The organism is Micromonospora cynarisoli, from assembly GCF_030518815.1.
Lineage (GTDB): Bacteria > Actinomycetota > Actinomycetes > Mycobacteriales > Micromonosporaceae > Micromonospora > Micromonospora wenchangensis.
The window spans coordinates 5,834,497-5,853,766 of the sequence record NZ_CP130426.1; the positions used below are offsets into that span (position 1 = coordinate 5,834,497).

At 73.4% G+C, this 19,270-nt stretch carries 17 protein-coding genes; 8 read left to right on the forward strand and 9 right to left on the reverse strand.

Annotation, left to right across the window (positions count from 1 at the left end; translation table 11 throughout):
* Positions 1 to 56 precede the first annotated feature (56 nt).
* Entirely contained in the window at positions 57 to 1,010 is a 954-nt protein-coding gene (locus tag Q2K16_RS25710; protein ID WP_302740735.1) for an NAD-dependent epimerase/dehydratase family protein, read from the forward strand.
* Positions 1,011 to 1,059: 49 nt separating this feature from the next.
* On the opposite strand, the gene Q2K16_RS25715 is transcribed toward Q2K16_RS25710, so the two are convergent.
* On the reverse strand, positions 1,060 to 2,031 hold the full coding sequence (locus Q2K16_RS25715) for a DMT family transporter (RefSeq protein ID WP_302740736.1): 972 nt from the start codon (positions 2,029 to 2,031) through the stop codon (positions 1,060 to 1,062).
* Positions 2,028 to 3,059, reverse strand: coding sequence for a class II fructose-bisphosphatase (glpX, locus tag Q2K16_RS25720; protein ID WP_302740737.1), 1,032 nt, complete (start codon positions 3,057 to 3,059; stop codon positions 2,028 to 2,030). The genes Q2K16_RS25715 and glpX overlap by 4 nt, the downstream gene beginning before the upstream one ends.
* A gap of 157 nt (positions 3,060 to 3,216) precedes the next feature.
* Here glpX and Q2K16_RS25725 point away from each other — a divergent pair, with 157 nt between their 5' ends.
* Both Q2K16_RS25725 and Q2K16_RS25730 read left to right on the forward strand, forming a co-directional pair.
* On the forward strand, positions 3,217 to 3,999 hold the full coding sequence (locus Q2K16_RS25725; protein WP_302740738.1) for a DUF4245 domain-containing protein: 783 nt from the start codon (positions 3,217 to 3,219) through the stop codon (positions 3,997 to 3,999).
* Between the two features lie 185 nt (positions 4,000 to 4,184).
* The gene (locus tag Q2K16_RS25730) at positions 4,185 to 5,030 is read left to right on the forward strand and encodes a hypothetical protein (protein WP_302740739.1); all 846 of its coding nucleotides are present in this window, start codon (positions 4,185 to 4,187) and stop codon (positions 5,028 to 5,030) included.
* A gap of 86 nt (positions 5,031 to 5,116) precedes the next feature.
* Here the strand turns inward: Q2K16_RS25730 and Q2K16_RS25735 are convergent, their stop codons facing one another.
* From Q2K16_RS25735 to Q2K16_RS25745, 3 genes are read right to left on the reverse strand one after another with little or no spacing between them, the layout of a single operon-like run.
* Positions 5,117 to 6,031, reverse strand: a complete 915-nt coding sequence (locus tag Q2K16_RS25735; RefSeq protein WP_302740740.1) for a PLP-dependent cysteine synthase family protein — start codon at positions 6,029 to 6,031, stop codon at positions 5,117 to 5,119.
* A gap of 1 nt (position 6,032) precedes the next feature.
* Complete coding sequence (locus Q2K16_RS25740; RefSeq protein WP_302740741.1) at positions 6,033 to 7,436, reverse strand: EamA family transporter; 1,404 nt, start codon at positions 7,434 to 7,436, stop codon at positions 6,033 to 6,035.
* A gap of 12 nt (positions 7,437 to 7,448) precedes the next feature.
* The gene (locus Q2K16_RS25745; protein ID WP_302740742.1) at positions 7,449 to 8,498 is read right to left on the reverse strand and encodes a serine O-acetyltransferase; all 1,050 of its coding nucleotides are present in this window, start codon (positions 8,496 to 8,498) and stop codon (positions 7,449 to 7,451) included.
* 231 nt (positions 8,499 to 8,729) lie between these two features.
* Here Q2K16_RS25745 and Q2K16_RS25750 point away from each other — a divergent pair, with 231 nt between their 5' ends.
* Both Q2K16_RS25750 and Q2K16_RS25755 read left to right on the forward strand, forming a co-directional pair.
* Positions 8,730 to 10,148, forward strand: coding sequence for an aminotransferase-like domain-containing protein (locus Q2K16_RS25750; RefSeq protein ID WP_302740743.1), 1,419 nt, complete (start codon positions 8,730 to 8,732; stop codon positions 10,146 to 10,148).
* Between the two features lie 39 nt (positions 10,149 to 10,187).
* Positions 10,188 to 10,925, forward strand: coding sequence for an alanyl-tRNA editing protein (locus tag Q2K16_RS25755; protein WP_302740744.1), 738 nt, complete (start codon positions 10,188 to 10,190; stop codon positions 10,923 to 10,925).
* Positions 10,926 to 10,931: 6 nt separating this feature from the next.
* On the opposite strand, the gene Q2K16_RS25760 is transcribed toward Q2K16_RS25755, so the two are convergent.
* Both Q2K16_RS25760 and xseA read right to left on the reverse strand, forming a co-directional pair.
* Positions 10,932 to 11,144: an exodeoxyribonuclease VII small subunit gene (locus Q2K16_RS25760; RefSeq protein WP_302740745.1), complete on the reverse strand. Its 213-nt coding sequence runs from the start codon at positions 11,142 to 11,144 to the stop codon at positions 10,932 to 10,934.
* 10 nt (positions 11,145 to 11,154) lie between these two features.
* Entirely contained in the window at positions 11,155 to 12,369 is a 1,215-nt protein-coding gene (xseA, locus tag Q2K16_RS25765; protein ID WP_302740746.1) for an exodeoxyribonuclease VII large subunit, read from the reverse strand.
* A 125-nt stretch (positions 12,370 to 12,494) separates the two neighbouring features.
* On the opposite strand from xseA, the gene Q2K16_RS25770 reads away from it, so the two are divergent.
* Both Q2K16_RS25770 and Q2K16_RS25775 read left to right on the forward strand, forming a co-directional pair.
* On the forward strand, positions 12,495 to 13,478 hold the full coding sequence (locus tag Q2K16_RS25770) for a 4-hydroxy-3-methylbut-2-enyl diphosphate reductase (protein ID WP_302740747.1): 984 nt from the start codon (positions 12,495 to 12,497) through the stop codon (positions 13,476 to 13,478).
* 174 nt (positions 13,479 to 13,652) lie between these two features.
* Positions 13,653 to 14,138 (forward strand): hypothetical protein, encoded by a 486-nt coding sequence (locus tag Q2K16_RS25775; RefSeq protein WP_302740748.1) that lies wholly within the window; start codon positions 13,653 to 13,655, stop codon positions 14,136 to 14,138.
* A gap of 141 nt (positions 14,139 to 14,279) precedes the next feature.
* On the opposite strand, the gene Q2K16_RS25780 is transcribed toward Q2K16_RS25775, so the two are convergent.
* Positions 14,280 to 15,425: a DNA recombination protein RmuC gene (locus tag Q2K16_RS25780; protein ID WP_302740749.1), complete on the reverse strand. Its 1,146-nt coding sequence runs from the start codon at positions 15,423 to 15,425 to the stop codon at positions 14,280 to 14,282.
* Positions 15,426 to 15,478: 53 nt separating this feature from the next.
* On the opposite strand from Q2K16_RS25780, the gene Q2K16_RS25785 reads away from it, so the two are divergent.
* Positions 15,479 to 16,279 (forward strand): hypothetical protein, encoded by an 801-nt coding sequence (locus tag Q2K16_RS25785; RefSeq protein WP_302740750.1) that lies wholly within the window; start codon positions 15,479 to 15,481, stop codon positions 16,277 to 16,279.
* A gap of 99 nt (positions 16,280 to 16,378) precedes the next feature.
* On the opposite strand, the gene ppc is transcribed toward Q2K16_RS25785, so the two are convergent.
* Complete coding sequence (gene ppc, locus Q2K16_RS25790) at positions 16,379 to 19,165, reverse strand: phosphoenolpyruvate carboxylase (RefSeq protein ID WP_302740751.1); 2,787 nt, start codon at positions 19,163 to 19,165, stop codon at positions 16,379 to 16,381.
* Between the last annotated feature and the right edge of the window lie 105 nt (positions 19,166 to 19,270).

Below are 19,270 nucleotides of genomic sequence, written 5' to 3' on the forward strand. Positions count from 1 at the left end.
GCAGCTCAACGAGAGCAGTGCTCTCGATTCAGTCTACTGCTTCGAAAGGTTCTCCCATGTCGCTGCACGTGATCGTCGGTGCCGGCCCGGTCGGCACCGCCACCGCACACCACCTCGCCGGGCGGGGCGAGCAGGTCCGGCTCGTCACCCGGCGGGGCACCGGCCCCGTCGACCCGGCGATCGAGCGGATCGCCGCCGACGCCGCCGACACCGACCGGCTGACCGCCCTCACCGACGGGGCGGTCGCGCTCTACAACTGCGCCAACCCCGCCTACCACCGGTGGGCCACCGACTGGCCGCCGCTGGCCGACGCGCTGCTCACCACCGCCGAGCGCACCGGCGCGGTGCTCGCCGCCGTCGGCTGCCTCTACGGCTACGGACCTGTCGACGCGCCGATGACCGAGGACACCCCGCTCGCCGCCACCGGCACCAAGGGACGGGTCCGCAACCGGATGTGGACCGAGGCGCTCGCCGCCCACCGCGCCGGCCGGGCCCGGACCACCGAGGTACGCGGCTCGGACTACCTCGGTGCCGAGGGCAACTCCCTGCTGCCGCTGGTGCTGCCGAAGGTGCTCGCCGGCCAGCGGGTCCTCCTGCCGGTGAACTGGGACGCCCCGCACACCTGGACGTACGTCGGGGACGTGGTGCGTACCCTGGTCGCCGCCGCGACCGACGAGCGGGCCTGGGGACACGCCTGGCACGTGCCGAGCGACCCGCCGACCAGCGTCCGTGAGCTGGCCGTCCGGGCGGCCGAGTTGGCCGACGCCCCGCCGCCGAAGCTGGCCCGGATGCCCTACCCGCTGCTCTGGCTCGGCGGGCTGACCGACCCGTTCGCCCGCGAGCTGCGGGAGACCGCGCACCAGTTCGCCAGGCCGTTCGTGATGGACTCGACCCGGGCCACCGCCGTCCTCGGCATCACCCCGACCCCGCTGGACGAGGCGCTGACCGCCACCGTCCGGACCCTCACCACCACCCCCGGGACGCCCACCCCGGCGGGTGCGGCCCACTGACCGCGCCCCGGGCCACCGGCGGTCCGCCCGTGCGGACGGCCCGGTCGGGTCAGCGGCGCGGTGCCGGGCCCAGCGCCGCCACCAGCACCGCGACCAGGGTCAGCAGCGCGCCGGCCAGGGTGGCCGGGCCCGGGTGCGACGCCGACGTCGGCAGCACCACGTCCAGCACGACGGCCCCCACGACCTGCCCGGCGATGGTGGCCAGCCCCAGCAGCAGGACCCCGGTGAACCGGACGATCGCCGCCGCGACCGTGATGAAGACGATGCCGATCGGGCCGCCCAGATAGAGCCACGGCTCGGTCGGCAGCGCGCCACCGGGAGCACCCCGGACCGCCAGGTCCACACCGAAGGTGACCAGCAGGGCCACCGTACCGACGGTGAAGTTGACTCCGGTGGCGACGAGCGCACTGTTCGACGCCGCCCGGACCAGCCCGTTGACCGCCTGCTGCCAGGCCAGCCCCAACCCGGCCAGCAACGGCAGCAGGGCCAGCGCCAGGGTGCCCGGGTCGCCGAGCCGGTCACCGACCGCCAGCAGCACGGCCAGCACGGTCAGCACCGCACCGGCCAGCCGGGAGAGGGTCACCGGCTGCCGCCCGCCCGGCCCGATGCCCGCCCGGTCCACCGCCAGGCTGCTGGCCGACTGCCCGGCGACGACCGCCACGGTGAACACCGCCACGCCGAGCGCCCCGATGGTGAGCCCCTGGGTGGCGACCAGGAACGCCCCGCACACCCCGCCCAGCAACTGCCAGGGGCGCAGCGCCCCGGACCGCAGCGCCCCGCGCAGGTCGGCCAGCCCGCGCCGCCCCCCGGGCAGGGCCGGGACCAGCACCAGCAGCACCACCAGCCCCAGGCCGAAGGAGACCACCGCGGCGGCGATGCCGTCGGCCAGACGTACACCAAGCTCGCCGTTGATCCGGGACTGGACGGCCACCCCGACCCCGGCGGCGGTCGCCAGCCCGATCCCGGCGATCCGACGGGCGGCGGGCAGGACGGGGAGAACCGCCGTGTCGGTCGCGGTCACTCCTGCTCTGCCAGGGGCCTGCCGTCGAAGTCCACCGCCGAGTAGAGGGCCAGCTTCTCCAACCGGTGGTACGAGTCGATCACCCGGATCGTGCCGCTCTTGGACCGCATCACGATCGACTGGGTGTACGCCCCACCGGCCTGGTACCGCACCCCGCGCAGCAGGTCACCGGAGGTCACCCCGGTCGCCACGAAGAAGCAGTTGTCCCCGGTGACCAGGTCGTCGGTGCCGAGCACCCGGTCCAGGTCGTGCCCGGCGGCGAGCGCCTTCTCCCGCTCCTGCGCGTCCTGCGGCCAGAGCTTGGCCTGCATCGCCCCGCCCATGCACTTGAGCGCGCACGCCGAGATGATTCCCTCCGGGGTGCCGCCGATGCCCATCAGCACGTCGACGCCCGACTCGCCCCGGGCGGCGGCGATCGACCCGGCGATGTCGCCGTCGGAGATGAACCGGATGCCCGCACCGGTGCGCCGGATCTGCCCGACCAGGTCGTCGTGCCGGGACCGGTCCAGCACGCAGACGGTGACCTCGGCGACCTCGGTGCCCTTGACCTTGGCGATCCGGCGGATGTTCTCCGCCGGGCCGGCCTCGATGTCCACCACGTCGGCGTACTCCGGGCCGACGGCCAGCTTCTCCATGTAGAAGACGGCGCTCGGGTCGAACATCGCCCCGCGTTCCGAGACGGCCAGCACGGCGAGCGCGTTCGGCATGCCCTTGCTCATCAGCGTGGTGCCGTCGACCGGGTCCACCGCCACGTCCACCTCGGGGCCGGTGCCGTCGCCCACCTGTTCGCCGTTGAACAGCATCGGCGCGTTGTCCTTCTCGCCCTCGCCGATCACCACGACGCCGCGCATCTGGATCGAGTTGATCAGCTTGCGCATGGCGTCGACGGCTGCCCCGTCGCCACCCTCCTTGTCGCCCCGGCCGACCCACCGGCCGGCGGCCATCGCCGCGGCCTCGGTGACCCGGACCAGGTCGAGGGCGAGGTTACGGTCGAGATCCTGTGGGACCCGCGTCCTGGTGTTCGTCATGGCGGCTTCCTCCTCGCGACGGTGCGGGGTGGGCCGGCGGGACGCAGGTCGCCCCCTGCCGGCTGTGTCGCTGATCCTCACACGATGCCAGGTCCGGGGACGGGGCGGGGCGATGGTGGCCGGGATCGCCCCACCGGGCGGCTGCGAGAATGGGCCGGTGGAAGCCGCCCAGCCTGCCGACCGCGTACCCGCCGACCCGACCCCGCCGGCCGGCCGGCCGCGGGTGCCCCCGGCCGCCGACGACGCGCCCACCGGGTCCGCCCCCGGCGGCGACGCGGGTACGCCGGCCGGCGGCGAGCCCGAGCCAGCCCTCGTCGCCGGCGGCGGCCCGGAGCCGGGGCTCGTCGCCGGGGTGCCCGAGCCGGCGCTGGTCGCCGGGGACGGGGCGTCGGACCGGGCGGCGACGGCGCGTCCCGGGCGTCCGGAGCGGCCCCGTTCCGAGCGTTCGCCCAGGGACATGGCCCTGTCGCTGCTGGTGCTGCTGGTGCCGATCGCCCTGCTGCTCGCCTTCTACCGGGGCTTCCTCGGCGGCGAGCAGCCCACCACGGTCGACGCCGCCCCCGCCTACGAGCAGGCCCGCGCCGCGAACGTCTTCCCGGTCGCCGAGCCGACCGGGCTCGGCGACGGCTGGCGTACGGTGAGCGCCAGCTTCCGTACCGTCGACGGCGGCGCGACCCTGCGGGTGGGGTATCTCACCCCGGAGGGGCGGGGCGCCCAGCTGGTGCAGAGCACCGTGCCGCCGGAGCGGCTGATCCCCGCCGAGCTGACCGCCGAGGGGCAGCCGCAGGGGCCGGCCGACCTGGGCGGGGCGAACTGGCAGCGGTACACCGGGCGGGGCAACGAGCAGGCCCTGGTGCTGCTCGAACCGAACCGTACGGTGATCGTGGTGGGCGACGCCCGCGACAACGAGCTGCGTGAGCTGGCCGGCGCGCTGCGCTGACCGGCGGCGGCACGGGTGGACCGGGCCGGGGGGATTGCGGAAGGCGACGTCCGGGAACAGAAGGGACGCGACCCCGGGCCGGTCCGACCGGGCGGGGACCGTGCGCCCCGCGGGAAGTGTCACGCCCGCGCCGGCACGCCTCCGGTGCCCGCCGGGGGCCGGACGACCCGACTGGAGAACCTGACGTGACCATTCGACGTTTCAGTACGGCGGTCTTCGCCGCAGCGCTGCTCACCCCCGGCCTGGCCGCCTGTAACAACTCCGGCACCGGCGAGGCGGGGACCTCGGCGTCCCCGTCGGTCTCCGGCAGCGTCGCCCCGGGCAGCGCCTCGCCCGGCACCTCCGAGGCCAAGCAGGCCCTGCTGAACTCCACCAACGAGATCCGCAACGGCAACTTCCGGTTCACCATGAGCGGGGTGGGGTCGACCGCCGAGGGACAGGTGCACCAGCCCAGCCAGAGCGCCCAGATGAAGCTGAGCATCGGTGACGCGTCGTCGGACCTGATGATGAACCTGGACCTGATCCACGCCAAGCCGGACAGCTGGGTCAAGCTCGACCTGGGCGGCAGGTCCGCCGGCAGCATCCCGGGGGCGCAGAAGCTCAACCTCGGCAAGTACCAGCACCTCGACCAGACCCGGATCAAGGGCAACAAGTCCCTCGGGTTCGACTTCGACAAGGTCGACCCGGCCGGCAGCGCCGTGCTGACCCAGGGCATCACCGAGGTCCGGCAGACCGGCGAGGGCAGCTACGCCGGCACCCTGGACGTGTCGAAGGCCGCCGAGGCCGGTTCCGTCGACCAGACGGTGATCAGCGCGCTGGGCGCGCAGGCGCAGTCGGTGCCGTTCACCGCCAAGCTGGACCCGCAGGGCCGGCTCAGTGAACTGGTGGTCCGGATCCCGGCGGCCGGCCAGAGCGTCGCGCAGGACATCAAGATCACCTACTCGGACTACGGCAACGCCACCGCCGCCCAGAAGCCCGCCGCCGACCAGGTGGTCGAGGCGCCGCAGGAGTTCTACAACCTGTTCAGCTGAGCCGGTGCACCGACGGCGGGGCCGCCCCCGGGCCGCCCCGCCGTCGTCGTGTCCGCCCCGGGCCGCGCGCTGCGGTCAGCACCGGCTCAGAGCATTTCCAGGTAGTCGTTGACCCGGTCGTAGGCCACCGTCAGCAGCGTCAGCGGCTCGGGCGACGCGGCCAGCAGCCGGCGGCACACGGCGATGTTCGCGCCGGTCGACGGTCCCGCGCCGATTCCCTCGGACTCCATCAGCCGGCGCATCCCGTCGATCGCGTCCGCCTCGCTCACCGTGACCATCTCGTCGATGATCCCGGTGTTGAGCACCGGTGGGATCATGCCGATGGACAGCCCCTGGATGCGGTGCGGGACGAACACGTCGGCGAACATGTCGCACCCCTCCGGCTGCACGCCGAGGATGCGCAGCCCGCCCTGGTGCTGCCGGAGCACCTCGCCGACACCGGTCAGGTGACCGCCGGTGCCGATGCCTGCCACGTAGGCGTCCACCCGGGTGCCGTCCAGGTCGGCGATGATCTCGCGGACGGTGGTCAGCCGGTGGATCTCCGGGTTGGCCGGGTTGGCGGCCTGGTTGAGCATCACGTACTCGGGGTGCTCGAACTGGATCTCGGTGGCCAGCTCACCGTGCGAGTTGTTGCCCCGGGTGCTGTCCGAGAGCCGGACCTCCACCCCGAAACTGGCCAGCAGGCGACGCTTCGACTCGCTGTAGTTGTCCGGGATGACCAGCACCACCCGGTAGCCGAGCACCGCGGCGGCGATCGCGATCCCCATCCCGGTGTTGCCCCCGGTCGGCTCCAGGATGGTCTGCCCGGAGCCCGGCTTGAGCAGACCCTCCCGCTCCGCCGCCCGGATCATGTTCAACGCGATGCGCATCTTGTGGCTGCCGCCCGGGTTGTTCAGCTCCAGCTTGAGCAGGATCTCCCCGGGCAGGTCGGCGGTGAGCCGGCTGAGCCGCACCAGCGGGGTGCCCCCCACGGTGTCCAGGATCGAGTCACTGATGCCCATCTCAGCCCACCTCCGCCGTCCGCCGGTCCGGGCCGGTCAGGAAGCGCAGCTCGGTGTACTCACCGTCGACGCACCGGAACAACCGGGCCTCCCGGACGCCGGTGTCGTCGATGCCGACCACCAACTGCTCCAGCGTCGGATAGAGCGGCACCCCGTCGACCAGGGCGTTGCGCCGGTCCTCGTCGCTGAAGTAGGCCCGCCCGTTGGGGTGCGAGTGGTAGAGCACCACCACCGGGTCGTCCACGTCGAGGTTGTCCTCCAGGTACGTCAGGTCGGCCGGGGCCAGCACGTAGCCGGTGGTGGCGGTGCGCGGGAACCGGACCGGGTCCTTACGGTGCATCTCGTCGGCCGTGTTGCGGGCCGCGTGCACCCGCCCGCTGGCGTGCACGAAACCGCACGCCTCGCCCGGGTAGGCGACCCGGGCGTGCTCGTAGATCGTGCCGAGGGTGGACCCGTCGAGGGTCGCCCCGTCGTCCGGGGTCACCGGCGCGGGCGTCGTCGCCGACCCGCCCCCGCTGGCCTTCTTGGTCAGCCCGAACGCGGCGAGCATGACCACCGCGAGGGCCACCGCCAGGGCCGGCAGCGTGGCGTTCTCCAGCAGCGCCGACCCGAACAGCGCCACCACCGGGAAGAGCACGAAGACGTACGACACCAGGACCGCGTCGACGTGCTGGAGCAGGTAGAAGTAGGCGGCGAAGCCGATCACCGAGCCGACCAGGCCGAGGTAGAGCACGCCGGTCAGCGAGCGGCCGGAGATCGCGCCCAGGTCGGGCCGCTCGACGAACGCCCCGAGCACCACCAGCCCCACCGCGCCGAGCCCGATCGGCAGGGTCTCCTGGGTGAGCACGTGCACGGTGCCGCCGTAGCGGGCCATCACCGCGTACGTCAGGGCGTGCATCACCGCGGCGAGCAGCACGGCGGCGGGTGCCAGCACGCCCCGGGCGCTGATCCCGGCGGTCAGCTGGACGATGCCGACCAGGCAGCCGAGCCCGACCACCACGCCTGCCCACTGCGTCCAGCTCACCGAGATCCGCGAGATCAGCACCGAGAAGAGCAGCAGGAAGACCACGACCGACGAGAAGATCAACGCCGCCAGGCCGGAGCTGATGTGCTGCTCGCCGTAGTTGATCAGCGCGTACGGGACGGCGATGTAGACCACCGCGATGAACGGCACCACCCAGCGCCGGCCCGGCGGCGGCAGCAGCGACACCCCCGGCGCGGCGAGGCAGACGGCGAGCAGGAACGGGAAGGCCACCAGGAAGCGCAACCCGGCCGCGGTGATCGGCGGCAGCGTCTCCACACTCATCTTCATGCCGTACCAGGTGGTGCCCCAGATCAGGCACACCAGCAGGTAGAGCAGCCCGAGCTGCCAGCGGCCGGCGCGGGCGCCGGGGTGGTTCGTCATGTCATCTCCTGGTCACGCGAAGCCGAACTCGTCGAGCGCCCGCCAGAGTTGCTGGAGGTTGTAGAGGACCGTCTCGTTCCCGCAGGTGTCGATGATCCGGAGCCGCTCGTCGGTGCCGGGACGGTTCACCGCGCACCGGACCCGCCGGTCGTCACGCTCCAGGACCAGCACCGGCCGGTGCTGGCCGGTGCTGGTCACCAGGTCGACCTCGATCGAGGCGAGGCCGGTGCCGTGTACCTCGACCACGCCCTCGCAGACCGGCACGACGCCGAAGACCCGGACGTTGCACTCGCCGGAGGTGCCCTGGTACTGGTTGAGCAGCCGGACCCGGCGGTGGCTCGGCACGTCGGTGGTGACGATGATCCCGGGACCGATCAGCACGTCGTCGCCGACCGTCACCGCGCCGAGGATGCGGGCGAACGCGCCGACCTCGACCCGGTCGCCGAGCCGGGGGTGCCGCCGGCCGCTGGGGTTGTCGGCGATACCCCGCGCGCCGAGCACGACCCCCTGGAGGATGTACGCGTCGTCGCCGATCTCGGCGGTCTCGCCGATCACCGTGCCGAGCCCGTGGTCGATGATCAGTCGTCGCCCGATGCTGGCGGCCGGGTGGATCTCCACGCCGGTGCGGACCTTGGCGGCCTCGGAGACCCGGCGGGCCACGGCGAGTCGGACGTCCGGGCCCAGCGGGGTGTCCCCGGCCCGGTGGACGGCGTGCGCCACCCGGTAGGCGAGGGTCGCCCGGTAGGCGACGTAGCTGTCCCAGACGTACTGCCACGACTCGCCGGCGGCCGGGTCCCGGCGGGCCAGCGCCAGCAGGTCCTCCGTGGCGAGTTCACAGATGGCGCGCAGCCGTTGCGGGGTCAACAGTGTCTGGGTGACCGCCGAGGACGCCTCGGCCTCGACGAGGCGGACGACCTCCTGCCGCAGCAGCGGCCCCAGGGCCTCGGTCGCCGCCGGGTCGGCCGGCGGCGGTGTGCCGCCCGGGGGAGTGGCCGGTCCGGACGCGGCGCGGGGGGCCGGTACGCGCTGCCCCGTGCCGTTCGAGCCCGCGGTTGCGTGCAACGACGACTCCATGCGGCTCCCGCTCCCCGTTCTGCTTGGAACCGTCTCCTTCGGCGGCTCGAGTGAGGTGACACTCGGTGCGGCGTCACGCCTCGGAAGCGGACCTGGCCGCAGAGCGGGCAGGTGCGATGCCAGATCGTAGTCACAGCCCCCCGCTAACGTGACGATGGAATATTGCTCAAGTCAGTGGCTGAGGGAAATAGCCAATCCTCAGTCCATTGGGGGGAGAGCATGAACGCGGAAGAGTTGGCCGCTCAGCTCGGTGCGTGGAAGGACGACCAGATCCGGCTCTACCGTGGCCTGGCCGAGCAGCTGCGACTGCTGATCCGGCTCGGATCGCTGCCCCCGGGCAGCGAACTGCCCCCGGAACGCCGGCTCGCCGTGGCGCTGGCCGTCAGCCGGACGACCATCGCCCAGGCGTACAGCCTGCTCAAGGACGAGGGCTGGCTGGTCAGCCTCCAGGGCAGCGGGACCCGGGTGGCGCACGCCCAACCCGCCGTCGCGCCCCCCGCCGACTACGGTGCGGCGGCGAGCGGCTTCATCGCCGACGTCGTCCGCGACCGGGTGCGTACCGTCGACCTGACGGTCCCGTCGCCCCCGCCCGGCCCGTGGCTGATGACGGCGATGGCCCGGCTGCCCGCCCTGGCCGCCGCCGCGCTGCCCGGCCGGGTGTACGAGCCGGCCGGCTACCCCGCGCTGCGGGACCGGATCGCCGGCAAGCTGACCACCGACGGCCGGGTCACGGCCGCCGAGGAGGTGATCGTCACCAACGGCGCGACCCAGGCGCTGTCCCTGCTGGCGGGGGTGCTGACCCGGCGGGGCGACACCGTGCTGGTCGAGGAGTTGACCTGCCCCACCGTGCTGGCGTCGCTGCGGACCGCCGGGTTGCGGCTGGTCGTCGTGCCGATCGAGCGGGAGGGCGCCGACCCGCAGGCGGTCGAGGCGGCCGTCCGCCGGTACGAACCCTCGTTCATCTATGTCATCCCGACATACCACAACCCGACCGGGTGGACGATGACCGAGCGTCGGCGTGCGGCCCTGGCCTCCATCGCCCGCCGGTACGGGGTGCCGCTGGTGGAGGACCTCACCCTCGCCGACACCCGGATCGACGGCCCGCTCCCGCCACCCCCGATCGGCGCGTACGCCCCCGGCGCGCAGATCTACACCGTGGGCAGCCTCAGCAAGGTCTGCTGGCCGGGGCTGCGGATCGGCTGGCTGATCGGCCCCCGCCGCGAGCTGCAACGGATCGTGCACCTACGGGCCATGTACGACCTGGGCTGCCCGCTGCCCACCCAACTGCTCGCCGCCGAACTCCTCGACGACCTGCCGCAGATCCGCCTCGAACGGCAGCGGGAACTGCTCGGCCGCCGCGACACCCTGCTCGCCGCCCTCGCCGAACACCTGCCGCAGTGGCGGCACGAGTCACCCCACGGTGGGCTCAGCGTCTGGTGCGCCACCCCCCGGCCGCTGCAACAGCTCAACCACGTCGCCCAGCACCACGGCATGCAGTTGATGCTCGGCTCGCACTTCGCCGTGGGGGCACGCTCCTACCTGGACCACGTCCGCCTGCCCTTCACCCTCGACGAGGGAGAGCTGGTCGAGGTGGTCAAGCGGCTGGCCGGCTACTGGGCCGAGGCCGGGCGTGGCTAGTCTCACGGTGCGCGACGATCGGTAGTACGCTGCGCCCCCATGGGCATCTCCCACCACGGACGCACCGAACGTCTCGACCTCGCCGACCCGTCCCTGCGCGAGTGGACCTGCCGAGTCGTGCACGTCGATCCCGAACGCGGCATCGTGCTGGACCGATCCGCCTTCTACCCCGGTGGCGGCGGCCAGCCGCCGGACCACGGGGTGCTGTTGTGGCAGGGGGTGCAGACCCGGATCGTCGGCACGCACAAGGGTGACGACCTCTACCTGATCCCCGCCGAGGGCGACCCGGTGCCGCCGGTCGGCACCGAGGTCCGGGGCGCGATCGAGGACGAGCGCCGGTTCACCCTGATGCGCACCCACTCCGGGCTGCACGTGCTCTGCGGCGTGGTGTTCCGCGACTTCGGCGCGCTGGTGACCGGCGGCAACATGGAGCCGGGCGAGGCCCGGATGGACTTCAACCTGCCGCAGCCCCCCGAGGGCTTCAAGGGCCTGCTCGAAGAGGCGGTCAACAAGGAGTTGGCCACCGACCGGCGGGTCTCCGTCCGGGTGCTGCCCCGCGACGAGGCGCTGGCCATCCCGGACATCGTCCGCACCCAGACCAACCTCATCCCGCCGGACGAGCAGGAGGTCCGGATCGTCGACATCGAGGGGCTCGACGTGCAGGCCGACGGCGGCACCCACGTCGCGTCCATCGGGCAGGTCGGGCGGATCCAGGTGGTCAAGGTGGAGAGCAAGGGCAAGCAGAACCGCCGGGTCCGCATCCGCCTGGTCAGCTGACCCGGGTCAGGCGTCGGCGGCCGGCCGGGCGGCGTCGATCCGGGCGCGGGCACCGTCGAGGGAGCGTTGGCAGGCGGCGGCGAGCCGCTCGCCGCGCTCCCACAGCGCCAGCGACTCCTCCAGCGACGTGCCGCCGGCCTCCAACCGCTCCACCACCTGGGCCAACTCGGCCCGGGCCTGCTCGTAGCTGAGCTGCTCGTCGGGTTTCCGGTCGCTCATCTCGTCCTCCTCATCGCTCGACGGTCGCGGCCAGCTCGCCCTCGGCGAGGCGTATCCGCAGCGGGTCGCCGCCGGCCACCTCGCCGGCCGCCCGGACCACGTGCCCGTCGGCCCGCTGCACGATGGCGTAGCCCCGGTCGAGGGTGGCGGCGGGGGAGAGCGCCCGCAGCCGGGCCAGGGTGTGCCGCAGGTCGGTGGTGGCCGCGTCGAGCCGGTGGTCGAGGCTGCGCCCCGCCCGGTCCCGCAACGCGGACACCTCGGCCGCCCGCTGCTCGACCATCACCTGCGGCCGGGCCAGCACCGGCCGGGACCGCAGCAGGGTCAGCCGGTGCGACTCCCGGTCGACCAGGTTGCGGACCGCCCGCTCCAGCCGGGAGCGGGCCTGGCCGATCAGCCGTACCTCGTCGGCCAGGTCGGGCACGACCCGCTTGGCGGCGTCCGTCGGGGTGGAGGCGCGGACGTCGGCCACGTAGTCGACCAGCGGGGCGTCCGTCTCGTGGCCGATCGCGCTCACCACCGGGGTACGGCAGGCGAAGACCGCCCGGCACAGCGCCTCGTCGGAGAAGGGCAGCAGATCCTCGATGCCGCCGCCACCCCGGGCCAGGATGATCACGTCGATGCTCTCGTCGGCGTCGAGGACCCGCAGCGCGTCGACGATCTGCGACACCGCCCCCGGCCCCTGCACCGCCACGTTGACCGTGCGGAACTCCACCGCCGGCCAGCGCCGCCTGGCATTGGTCAACACGTCCCGCTCGGCGGCGGACGCCCGGCCGGTCACCAGGCCGATCCGCTGCGGCAGGAACGGCGGCCGGCGCTTGCGAGCCCGGTCGAACAGCCCCTCGGCGGCGAGCAGCTTCTTGAGCTTCTCCAGCCGGGCCAGCAGCTCACCGAGCCCCACCTGGCGGATCTCGTCGGCGCGCAGGCTCAGCGTGCCCCGCGCGGCGTAGAACTCCGGCTTGGCGTGCAGCACCACCCGGGCCCCCTCGCGCAGCTCCGGCGCACCCGAGTCGAGGACGTCCCGGTTGGTGGTGACGGTGAGGCTGAGGTCGGCCGACGGGTCACGCAGGGTGAGGAAGACCGTGCCCGCCCCCGGGCGGCGGCTGATCTGCGCCACCTGGCCGTCGACCCAGACCCAGCCGAGCTTGGCGATCCACGCGCCGACCTTCTGGCTGACCACCCGGACCGGCCAGGGTTCCTCGGGGGTGCTGCGGGGGGCGTCGGTCACCCGCCCACCCTACGGTCCGCCCCCGACGACCCGACGCTGCCGGGCCGCCCGCCACGACCCGTACCCCCGCTGTGGTACGGGTCGCAGCTCCTGCCGGTGGCGATGTCGACACGTACGATGGGCGGGTGACCGAGGCTGAGGCGACCCCCAAGACCGGCAAGCGCGTGCTCCTGGCCAAGCCCCGCGGCTACTGCGCCGGGGTGGACCGGGCGGTGCAGACCGTCGAGGAGGCGTTGAAGCTCTACGGTGCGCCGATCTACGTCCGCAAGCAGATCGTGCACAACAAGCACGTGGTGCAGACCCTGGAGGCGCAGGGCGCGATCTTCGTGGAGGAGAACGAGGAGGTGCCCGAGGGCGCCACCGTCATCTTCTCCGCGCACGGCGTCGCCCCCGAGGTCTACGAGCAGGCCAGGGCCCGGTCGTTGCGGGCGATCGACGCGACCTGCCCGCTGGTGACCAAGGTGCACCAAGAGGCCAAGCGGTTCGCCGCCGAGGACTACGACATCCTGCTGATCGGGCACGAGGGGCACGAGGAGGTCATCGGCACCGCCGGGGAGGCCCCCGCCCACATCCAGCTCGTCGACGGCCCCGACGACGTCGACCGGATCACCGTGCGCGACCCGAACAAGGTCGTCTGGCTCTCCCAGACCACGCTGTCGGTGGACGAGACGCTGGAGACGGTGGCCCGGCTCAAGACCCGGCTGCCGCTGCTCCAGTCGCCGCCCAGCGACGACATCTGCTACGCCACCTCCAACCGGCAGCACGTGGTCAAGGAGATCGCCCCCGACTGCGACGTGGTGATCGTGGTCGGCTCGCGTAACTCGTCCAACTCGGTACGCCTGGTCGAGGTGGCCCTGGACGCCGGGGCCCGCGCCGGGCACCTGGTCGACTTCGCCCACGAGATCGACGACGCCTGGCTGGCCGACGCGCGGACGGTGGGGCTGACCTCCGGCGCGAGCGTGCCCGACGAACTGGTCCACGAGGTGCTGGCCCACCTGGCCGCGCGGGGCTTCACCGACGTCGACGAGGTGGTCACCGCCAACGAGCGGCTGACCTTCTCGCTGCCGCAGGAACTCAAGCGCGACATGAAGGCCGCCGCAGGCGGCTGACCCCGGGCCGGGGCGGGCGGGGATCGTCCTCGCCGCGCTGACCCGGCACGGGGGCGGTGCGCCGACCGGGACCGGCGTCGGCGTGTCCGTCAATGGCCTGCCGACATCGGCGTCCGTCGTCGGCGGGTTCCCGGCGGACGGAACGGATCACGGGTGGAGCGCGTCCCAGTGGGTATGAGAACTCCTCGGATGGCGGTCGTCGTGCTGCTGGCCGCCGGTATGGCGCTCGCCGGCTGTGGTGACGGTGCCGACGTCACCGGCCCGCCGGCCACGCCGACCAGTTCCCCGACGCCCACGGCCACCCCGACGCCCACGGCCACCGCGTCGGACACCGCGCCACCGTCGGCGTCGCCAGCCTCGGTGGCCCCGTCCGCCGGTTCGACGCCGCCCGCCGGTTCGGTGCCGCCCGGCGGACTGAAGCCGCCACCCGGCGGCCCACGGCTACCGCCCGGTCCGGGCGCGACTGAGCTGACCGGCACCGTCGAGGCGGGGATCGAGCCGGGCTGCCTGCTGCTCGACGGTCACCAACTGGTCGGCGGCCCGAAAGACGTGCTCGTGAAGGGAGCCCGGGTCACCGTCACCGGCCGGGCCCAACCCGACCTGATGAGCACCTGTCAGCAGGGCGTCCCGTTCCTGGTGGAATCCGCCCGCCGCTCCTGACCATCCTCCTACCCGCCTGCCTGGCCGCCCGCGCCCGTCCGGGGCCCGCCGGGTCCGCACTTTCGCCGACTTGGCGGTATCCGGCCGTTCCGATACCGCCATTGAGCCGACATTGCGCCCGCCGCCGCCCGCCCGGCCCGGTCAGGGGCGGTCGTCGAGGAGTTCGGGGGCCTGGGGTTGGCGGGGGGCCAGCTCGACCTGGGCCGGGACGGCCAACTCCTGGTCGGAGACGCCCAGCTCGGCCAGTTTGCGCGCGCTGACCAGGACCCGGGCCTCCAGCGAACCGACCGCCCGGTTGTACGCCGTCACCGCGCCGCCGAGCGAACTGCCGAGCCTGCCGACGTGATCGCCCAGGGTGGACAGCCGGCCGTACAGCTCGCGGGCGAGCGCGTGCACCGCCACCGCGTTGCGGGCCAACGCCTCCTGCCGCCACGAGTACGCCACCGTACGCAGCAGCGCGACCAGGGTGGCCGGGGTGGCGAGCACCACGTTGCGGGCGAACGCGTGTTCCAGCAGCGTCGGGTCGCGCTGCAACGCCACGTCCAGGAACGGGTCGGCCGGCACGAACAGCACCACGAACTCCGGGCTGTCGTCGAACGCGGCCCAGTAGGTCTTGGCGGCCAGCGCGTCGACGTGCCCGCGCAGGTGCTTGGCGTGCCTGTCGAGGTGGGTGTCCCGGCCGCGTTCGTCGCGTGCCTCCATCGCCGTCAGGTAGGCGTCGAAGGGCGCCTTGGCGTCCACCACCACCGTCCGCCCGCCGTGCAGCCGGACCACCAGGTCGGGGCGGACCCCCTGGTGGTCGGTGGCGGCGGTGACCTGCTCGCTGAAGTCGCAGTGCTCCAGCATGCCGGCCGCCTCGACGATCCGGCGGAGCTGGTGCTCGCCCCAGCGTCCGCGTACCTGCGGGGCGCGCAGCGCGGCGACCAACTGCTTGGTCTCGGTGCGCAGCTCACCGGAGACGGCACCCATGGAACGGACCTGTTCGCGCAGCTCGGCGTAGGCGTCGACGCGGTCGCGTTCCAGCTCGCCGACCCGTTGCTCGTAGCGGCGCAGGGTGTCGTGCAGCGGGGCCACCGCGCGGGCCACCGCCTCCTGTGACTGGGCGGTCGCCTCGTAGCTCAGCGCCCGCATCGACTGTTCCAGCCGGCCCTCGCCCTCCCGGGTGGCGGCGAGGGTGGCCTCCAGCCGGGCGATCTCGGTGGCCGACCGGGAGCGGGCGGCGTACCAGCCGACCGCCCCGCCGGCGGCGAGGCACACCACCACCACGGCCAGCGTCGAGAAGTCCATCACCAGAGCTTGCCAAACGGGTACGACTCGACGCCCCCGGGTACGTTCGGAGAATGGAATTTCTGCTCGTGCTCATCCTGGTCGCCATGCTGGCCGGTGGTTTCGTCTGGTGGCGGCGGGAGAAGGCGGCCCGGGAGGCGCGCAGCCTCGCCGACGTGCGCGCCGACGCCCAACGCTGGTACGAACGCCTCGGCGGCCAGGTGATGAACCTGCACGGCGACGACCCGGCGGTACGCCAGGCGCTTGTCGACGCCGGTGAGCGGTACAACGCGGCGGGCAGCCAGCTGGAGCAGGCCCGTACGGTGCACCAGTTCCGGCTGGCCCGGGAGACCGCGTTGGAGGGGCTCGCCTACGCGCGGGCGGCCCGGGTGGCGCTCGGCCTGGACCCGGGCCCGGAACTGCCCCCGCTGGCCGCCGCGCAGGGGGCCGGGGAGATCACCCGGGAGCGTCAGGTGGACGTGCAGGGGCAGACGTTCAGGGCCGGCCCGCAGCCCGGCCGGGACACCCCGTACTACTACCCGGGCGGGCGTTACCAGGGGCGGCCGGTGCCGGCCGGCTGGTACTCGACGCCGTGGTGGAAGACCGCGCTGGGGGCGGGCGTCGGTGTGGTCGGCGGGATGCTGATCGCCGACGCGCTCTTCTCGCCGGCTTTCGCCGATCCGGGTTACGACGCCGGCTACCAGGAGGGTTTCGGCGATGGCGCGGACTTCGGCGGCGACTTCGGCACCGCCGGGGGCGATTTCGGTACCGCCGGTGACTTCGGCGGTGGTGACTTCGGTGGCGGCGGGTTCGGCGGTGGTGACTTCGGTGGGGGCGACTTCGGCGGTGGTGACTTCGGGGGCGGCGACTTCTGATCCGGTGCCGCCGGCCGGCCGGCAACCCGCCCGTACGGGTGCGGTTCCCGGCCCGGCCGACCCCTGCCACCGCCGGGGCGGCGGCAGGGGTGGCGTCCGTCAGCCGGTGTTGCGCATCCCGGCGGCGATGCCGTTGACCGTGGTGAGCAGGGCGCGTTCCAGGGCCGTACCGTCGCTGGGGGCGCGTCGGCCGCCAGGCGCGGTGATGACCGCCCGGCCGGCGGCACCGGAGTCCCGGTACTGCCGCAGCAGCGCCACCTGGAGGTGGTGCAGCGGCTCCAGGTAGGTGTCACGCACCGCCAGGGTGCGCTGGAGCACAGGCGAGTTCTCCAGCAGGGCCGGCGACGAGGTGACCGCCAGCACCTCCTGCTTGGTCAGCTCGTACTCCTGCTGGATCTTGTCGAAGATCGGGTGCAACTCCTCGGGGACCAGCGTCTCGACGTACCGGCGGGCGATGCTGAGGTCGGTCTTGGTCAGCATCATCTCCACGTTCGACAGGAACGTGCGGAAGAAGTGCCAGTTGCGGTGCATCTCGGCCAGCACGTCCGCCAGGCCGGCCGCGCGGGCGGCGGCGAGGCCGGAGCCGACCCCGAACCAGCCGGGCACGATCTGCCGGGTCTGCGTCCAGCCGAACACCCACGGGATGGCCCGCAGGCCGCCCAGCCCGGCCCCGGTGTTCGGCCGCTTCGCCGGCCGGGAGCCGATGTTCAACGCGCCGAGCAGTTCCGTCGGCGTGGACGCCCAGAAGTACGCCGGCAGGTCCGGGTCCTCCACCAGTCCCCGGTACGACCGGAAGGCCGACTCGGAGACCACGTCCATCGCCGCGTCCCAGCGTTCCAACTGCTCGGCGGGCTGCCGGGGGGCGGTGTGCAGCAGCGTCGCCTGGAGCACCGCGGCCACGGTCAGCTCCAGGTTCTCCCGGGCCAGCGCCGGCAGGGTGTACTTGTCGGAGATGACCTCACCCTGCTCGGTCACCTTGATCGCGCCGTCCAGGGTGCCGTACGGCTGGGCCAGGATCGCCTCGTGGGTGGGGCCGCCGCCGCGCCCGACGGTGCCGCCCCGGCCGTGGAACAACCGCAGGTGCACGCCGTGCTGGGCGGCCACGTCCCGCAGCGCCCGCTGGGCCCGGTGGATGGACCACTGGCTGGTGGTGATGCCGGCCTCCTTGTTGGAGTCGGAGTAGCCCAGCATCACCTCCTGCACGTCGCCCCGGGCCGCGACCAGCGCCCGGTAGGCCGGCAGGGAGAGCAGTTCGTTGAGCATCTCGCCGCCGGCGTTCAGCTCGGCCGGGGTCTCCAGCAGCGGGACGAAGCCGATCCGGGCCCGCCCGGTGTGCACGTCGACCAGGCCGGCCTCCCGGGCCAGCACCACCGCCGCAAGCACGTCGTCCACGCCGAGGGTCATCGAGATGATGTACGACTCGATGACCTCGCCGCCGAACCGGTCCTGCGCCTCGCGGATGGTCCCGAACACGTCGAACGTCTTGCGCGCCGCCTCGGTCAACGGGGTGTCCAGGGCGGACAGCGGCCGGCGGCCGGTCAGCTCGTCGGCGAGCAGCTTGGTGCGTTCGAGCCGGGTCAGCGCCGGGTAGTCCGACACCTCGCCGACCGCCGCGTAGAGCTGGGTGAGTACCTCGTGGTGCTTCTCGGCGTGTTCCCGGACGTCCATGGTGGCCAGGTGCAGGCCGAACGCGGAGACGGTACGGATGGTCGAGGCGAGCCGGCCGACGGCGGTGAGCTGCCCGGAGTTGCGGGCCAGCGAGGCGCGCAGCAGCTCCAGGTCGGCGATCAGCTCGCCGGAGCCCTGGTAGTCCCGGCCCGGCACGTGCGGGGTGCCGGCGCGCAGCCGCTCCCGGGTGTTGGCCAGCTTCGCCTTCACGCAGCGGGCCTTGAGCCGGTAGGGCTCCTCGGCGTTGACCCGGCGGAACCGGGGGGCCACCTCGGGCAGCGCGTCCAGGTCGGCGGCGAGGCTGGCCGACAGGTCCAGCGACACGGCGCGCAGCCGGCGGGAGACGGAGACCTCGTTGACCAGGTGCTCCATCGCCGCCTCGGTGGCGGTGATGCCGTGCTCGTGCTGGATGCGCAGCACCTCCCGGGTGACCACGGGGGTGACGAACGGGTTGCCGTCCCGGTCGCCGCCGATCCAGGTGCCGAAGGTCAGCGGGCGCGACGTCGGCGAGGTCTCCACGCCGAGGGTGCGCAGCGTGTCGGCCAGGTCGTCGAGCACCTGCGGGGCGGCCTCGGCGTACAGGTCGCGCAGGTAGTAGATGGCGTTGCGGGCCTCGTCGGTCGGGTCGGGCCGGTCGAGGCGCAGCTCGTCGGTCTGCCACATCAGGTCGAGCAGTTCGGCGAGGCGACGGTTGGCCGGGGCCTCGTCGCTGGCGCCGTAGAGGATGGCGTTGGCGGTCTCGGCGTCCAGCTCGTCGGCGATGGCGCGCAGCTTGGACAGGATCGACCGGCGGGCCGCCTCGGTGGGGTGGGCGGTGAAGACCGGGCGTACCGCGAGGCGGCGGGCGGCGGCGGCGATCTCCTCGGCCGGCACCCCGCGCTCGGCGATCATCTTGGCCGCCTGGTCCAGCCAGCCGCCCTGGATCGCCCGGCGGCGGCGCAGGTCGCGGGCCCGGTGCACCTGCTCGGTGATGTTGGCCAGGTGGAAGTAGGTGGAGAAGGCGCGGGCCAGCTTGGTGCCGGTGGTCACGTCCAGCCCGCCGAGGCGCTGCGCGGCGGCGGGTGCGTCGGAGCGGACCTGGGCGCGGATCTCCTCGACCAGGTCGAGCAGCGGTCGACCCTCCTGCCGGGCGAGGGTCTGGCCGAGCAGGGTGCCGAGCCGACGGATGTCGGCCCGCAGTGCGGCGTCGGGCCCGTCGTGATCATGCTGGTCGGTCACCGTGCGCTCCTTACGTGAGTACGAAGGACAGCGCTGTCCGACTCCCTGGATGGTATCTGCGCGGCCCGGTCCGGTAGGAAGGGGTTCGGTGTGTCACCTTCCCCA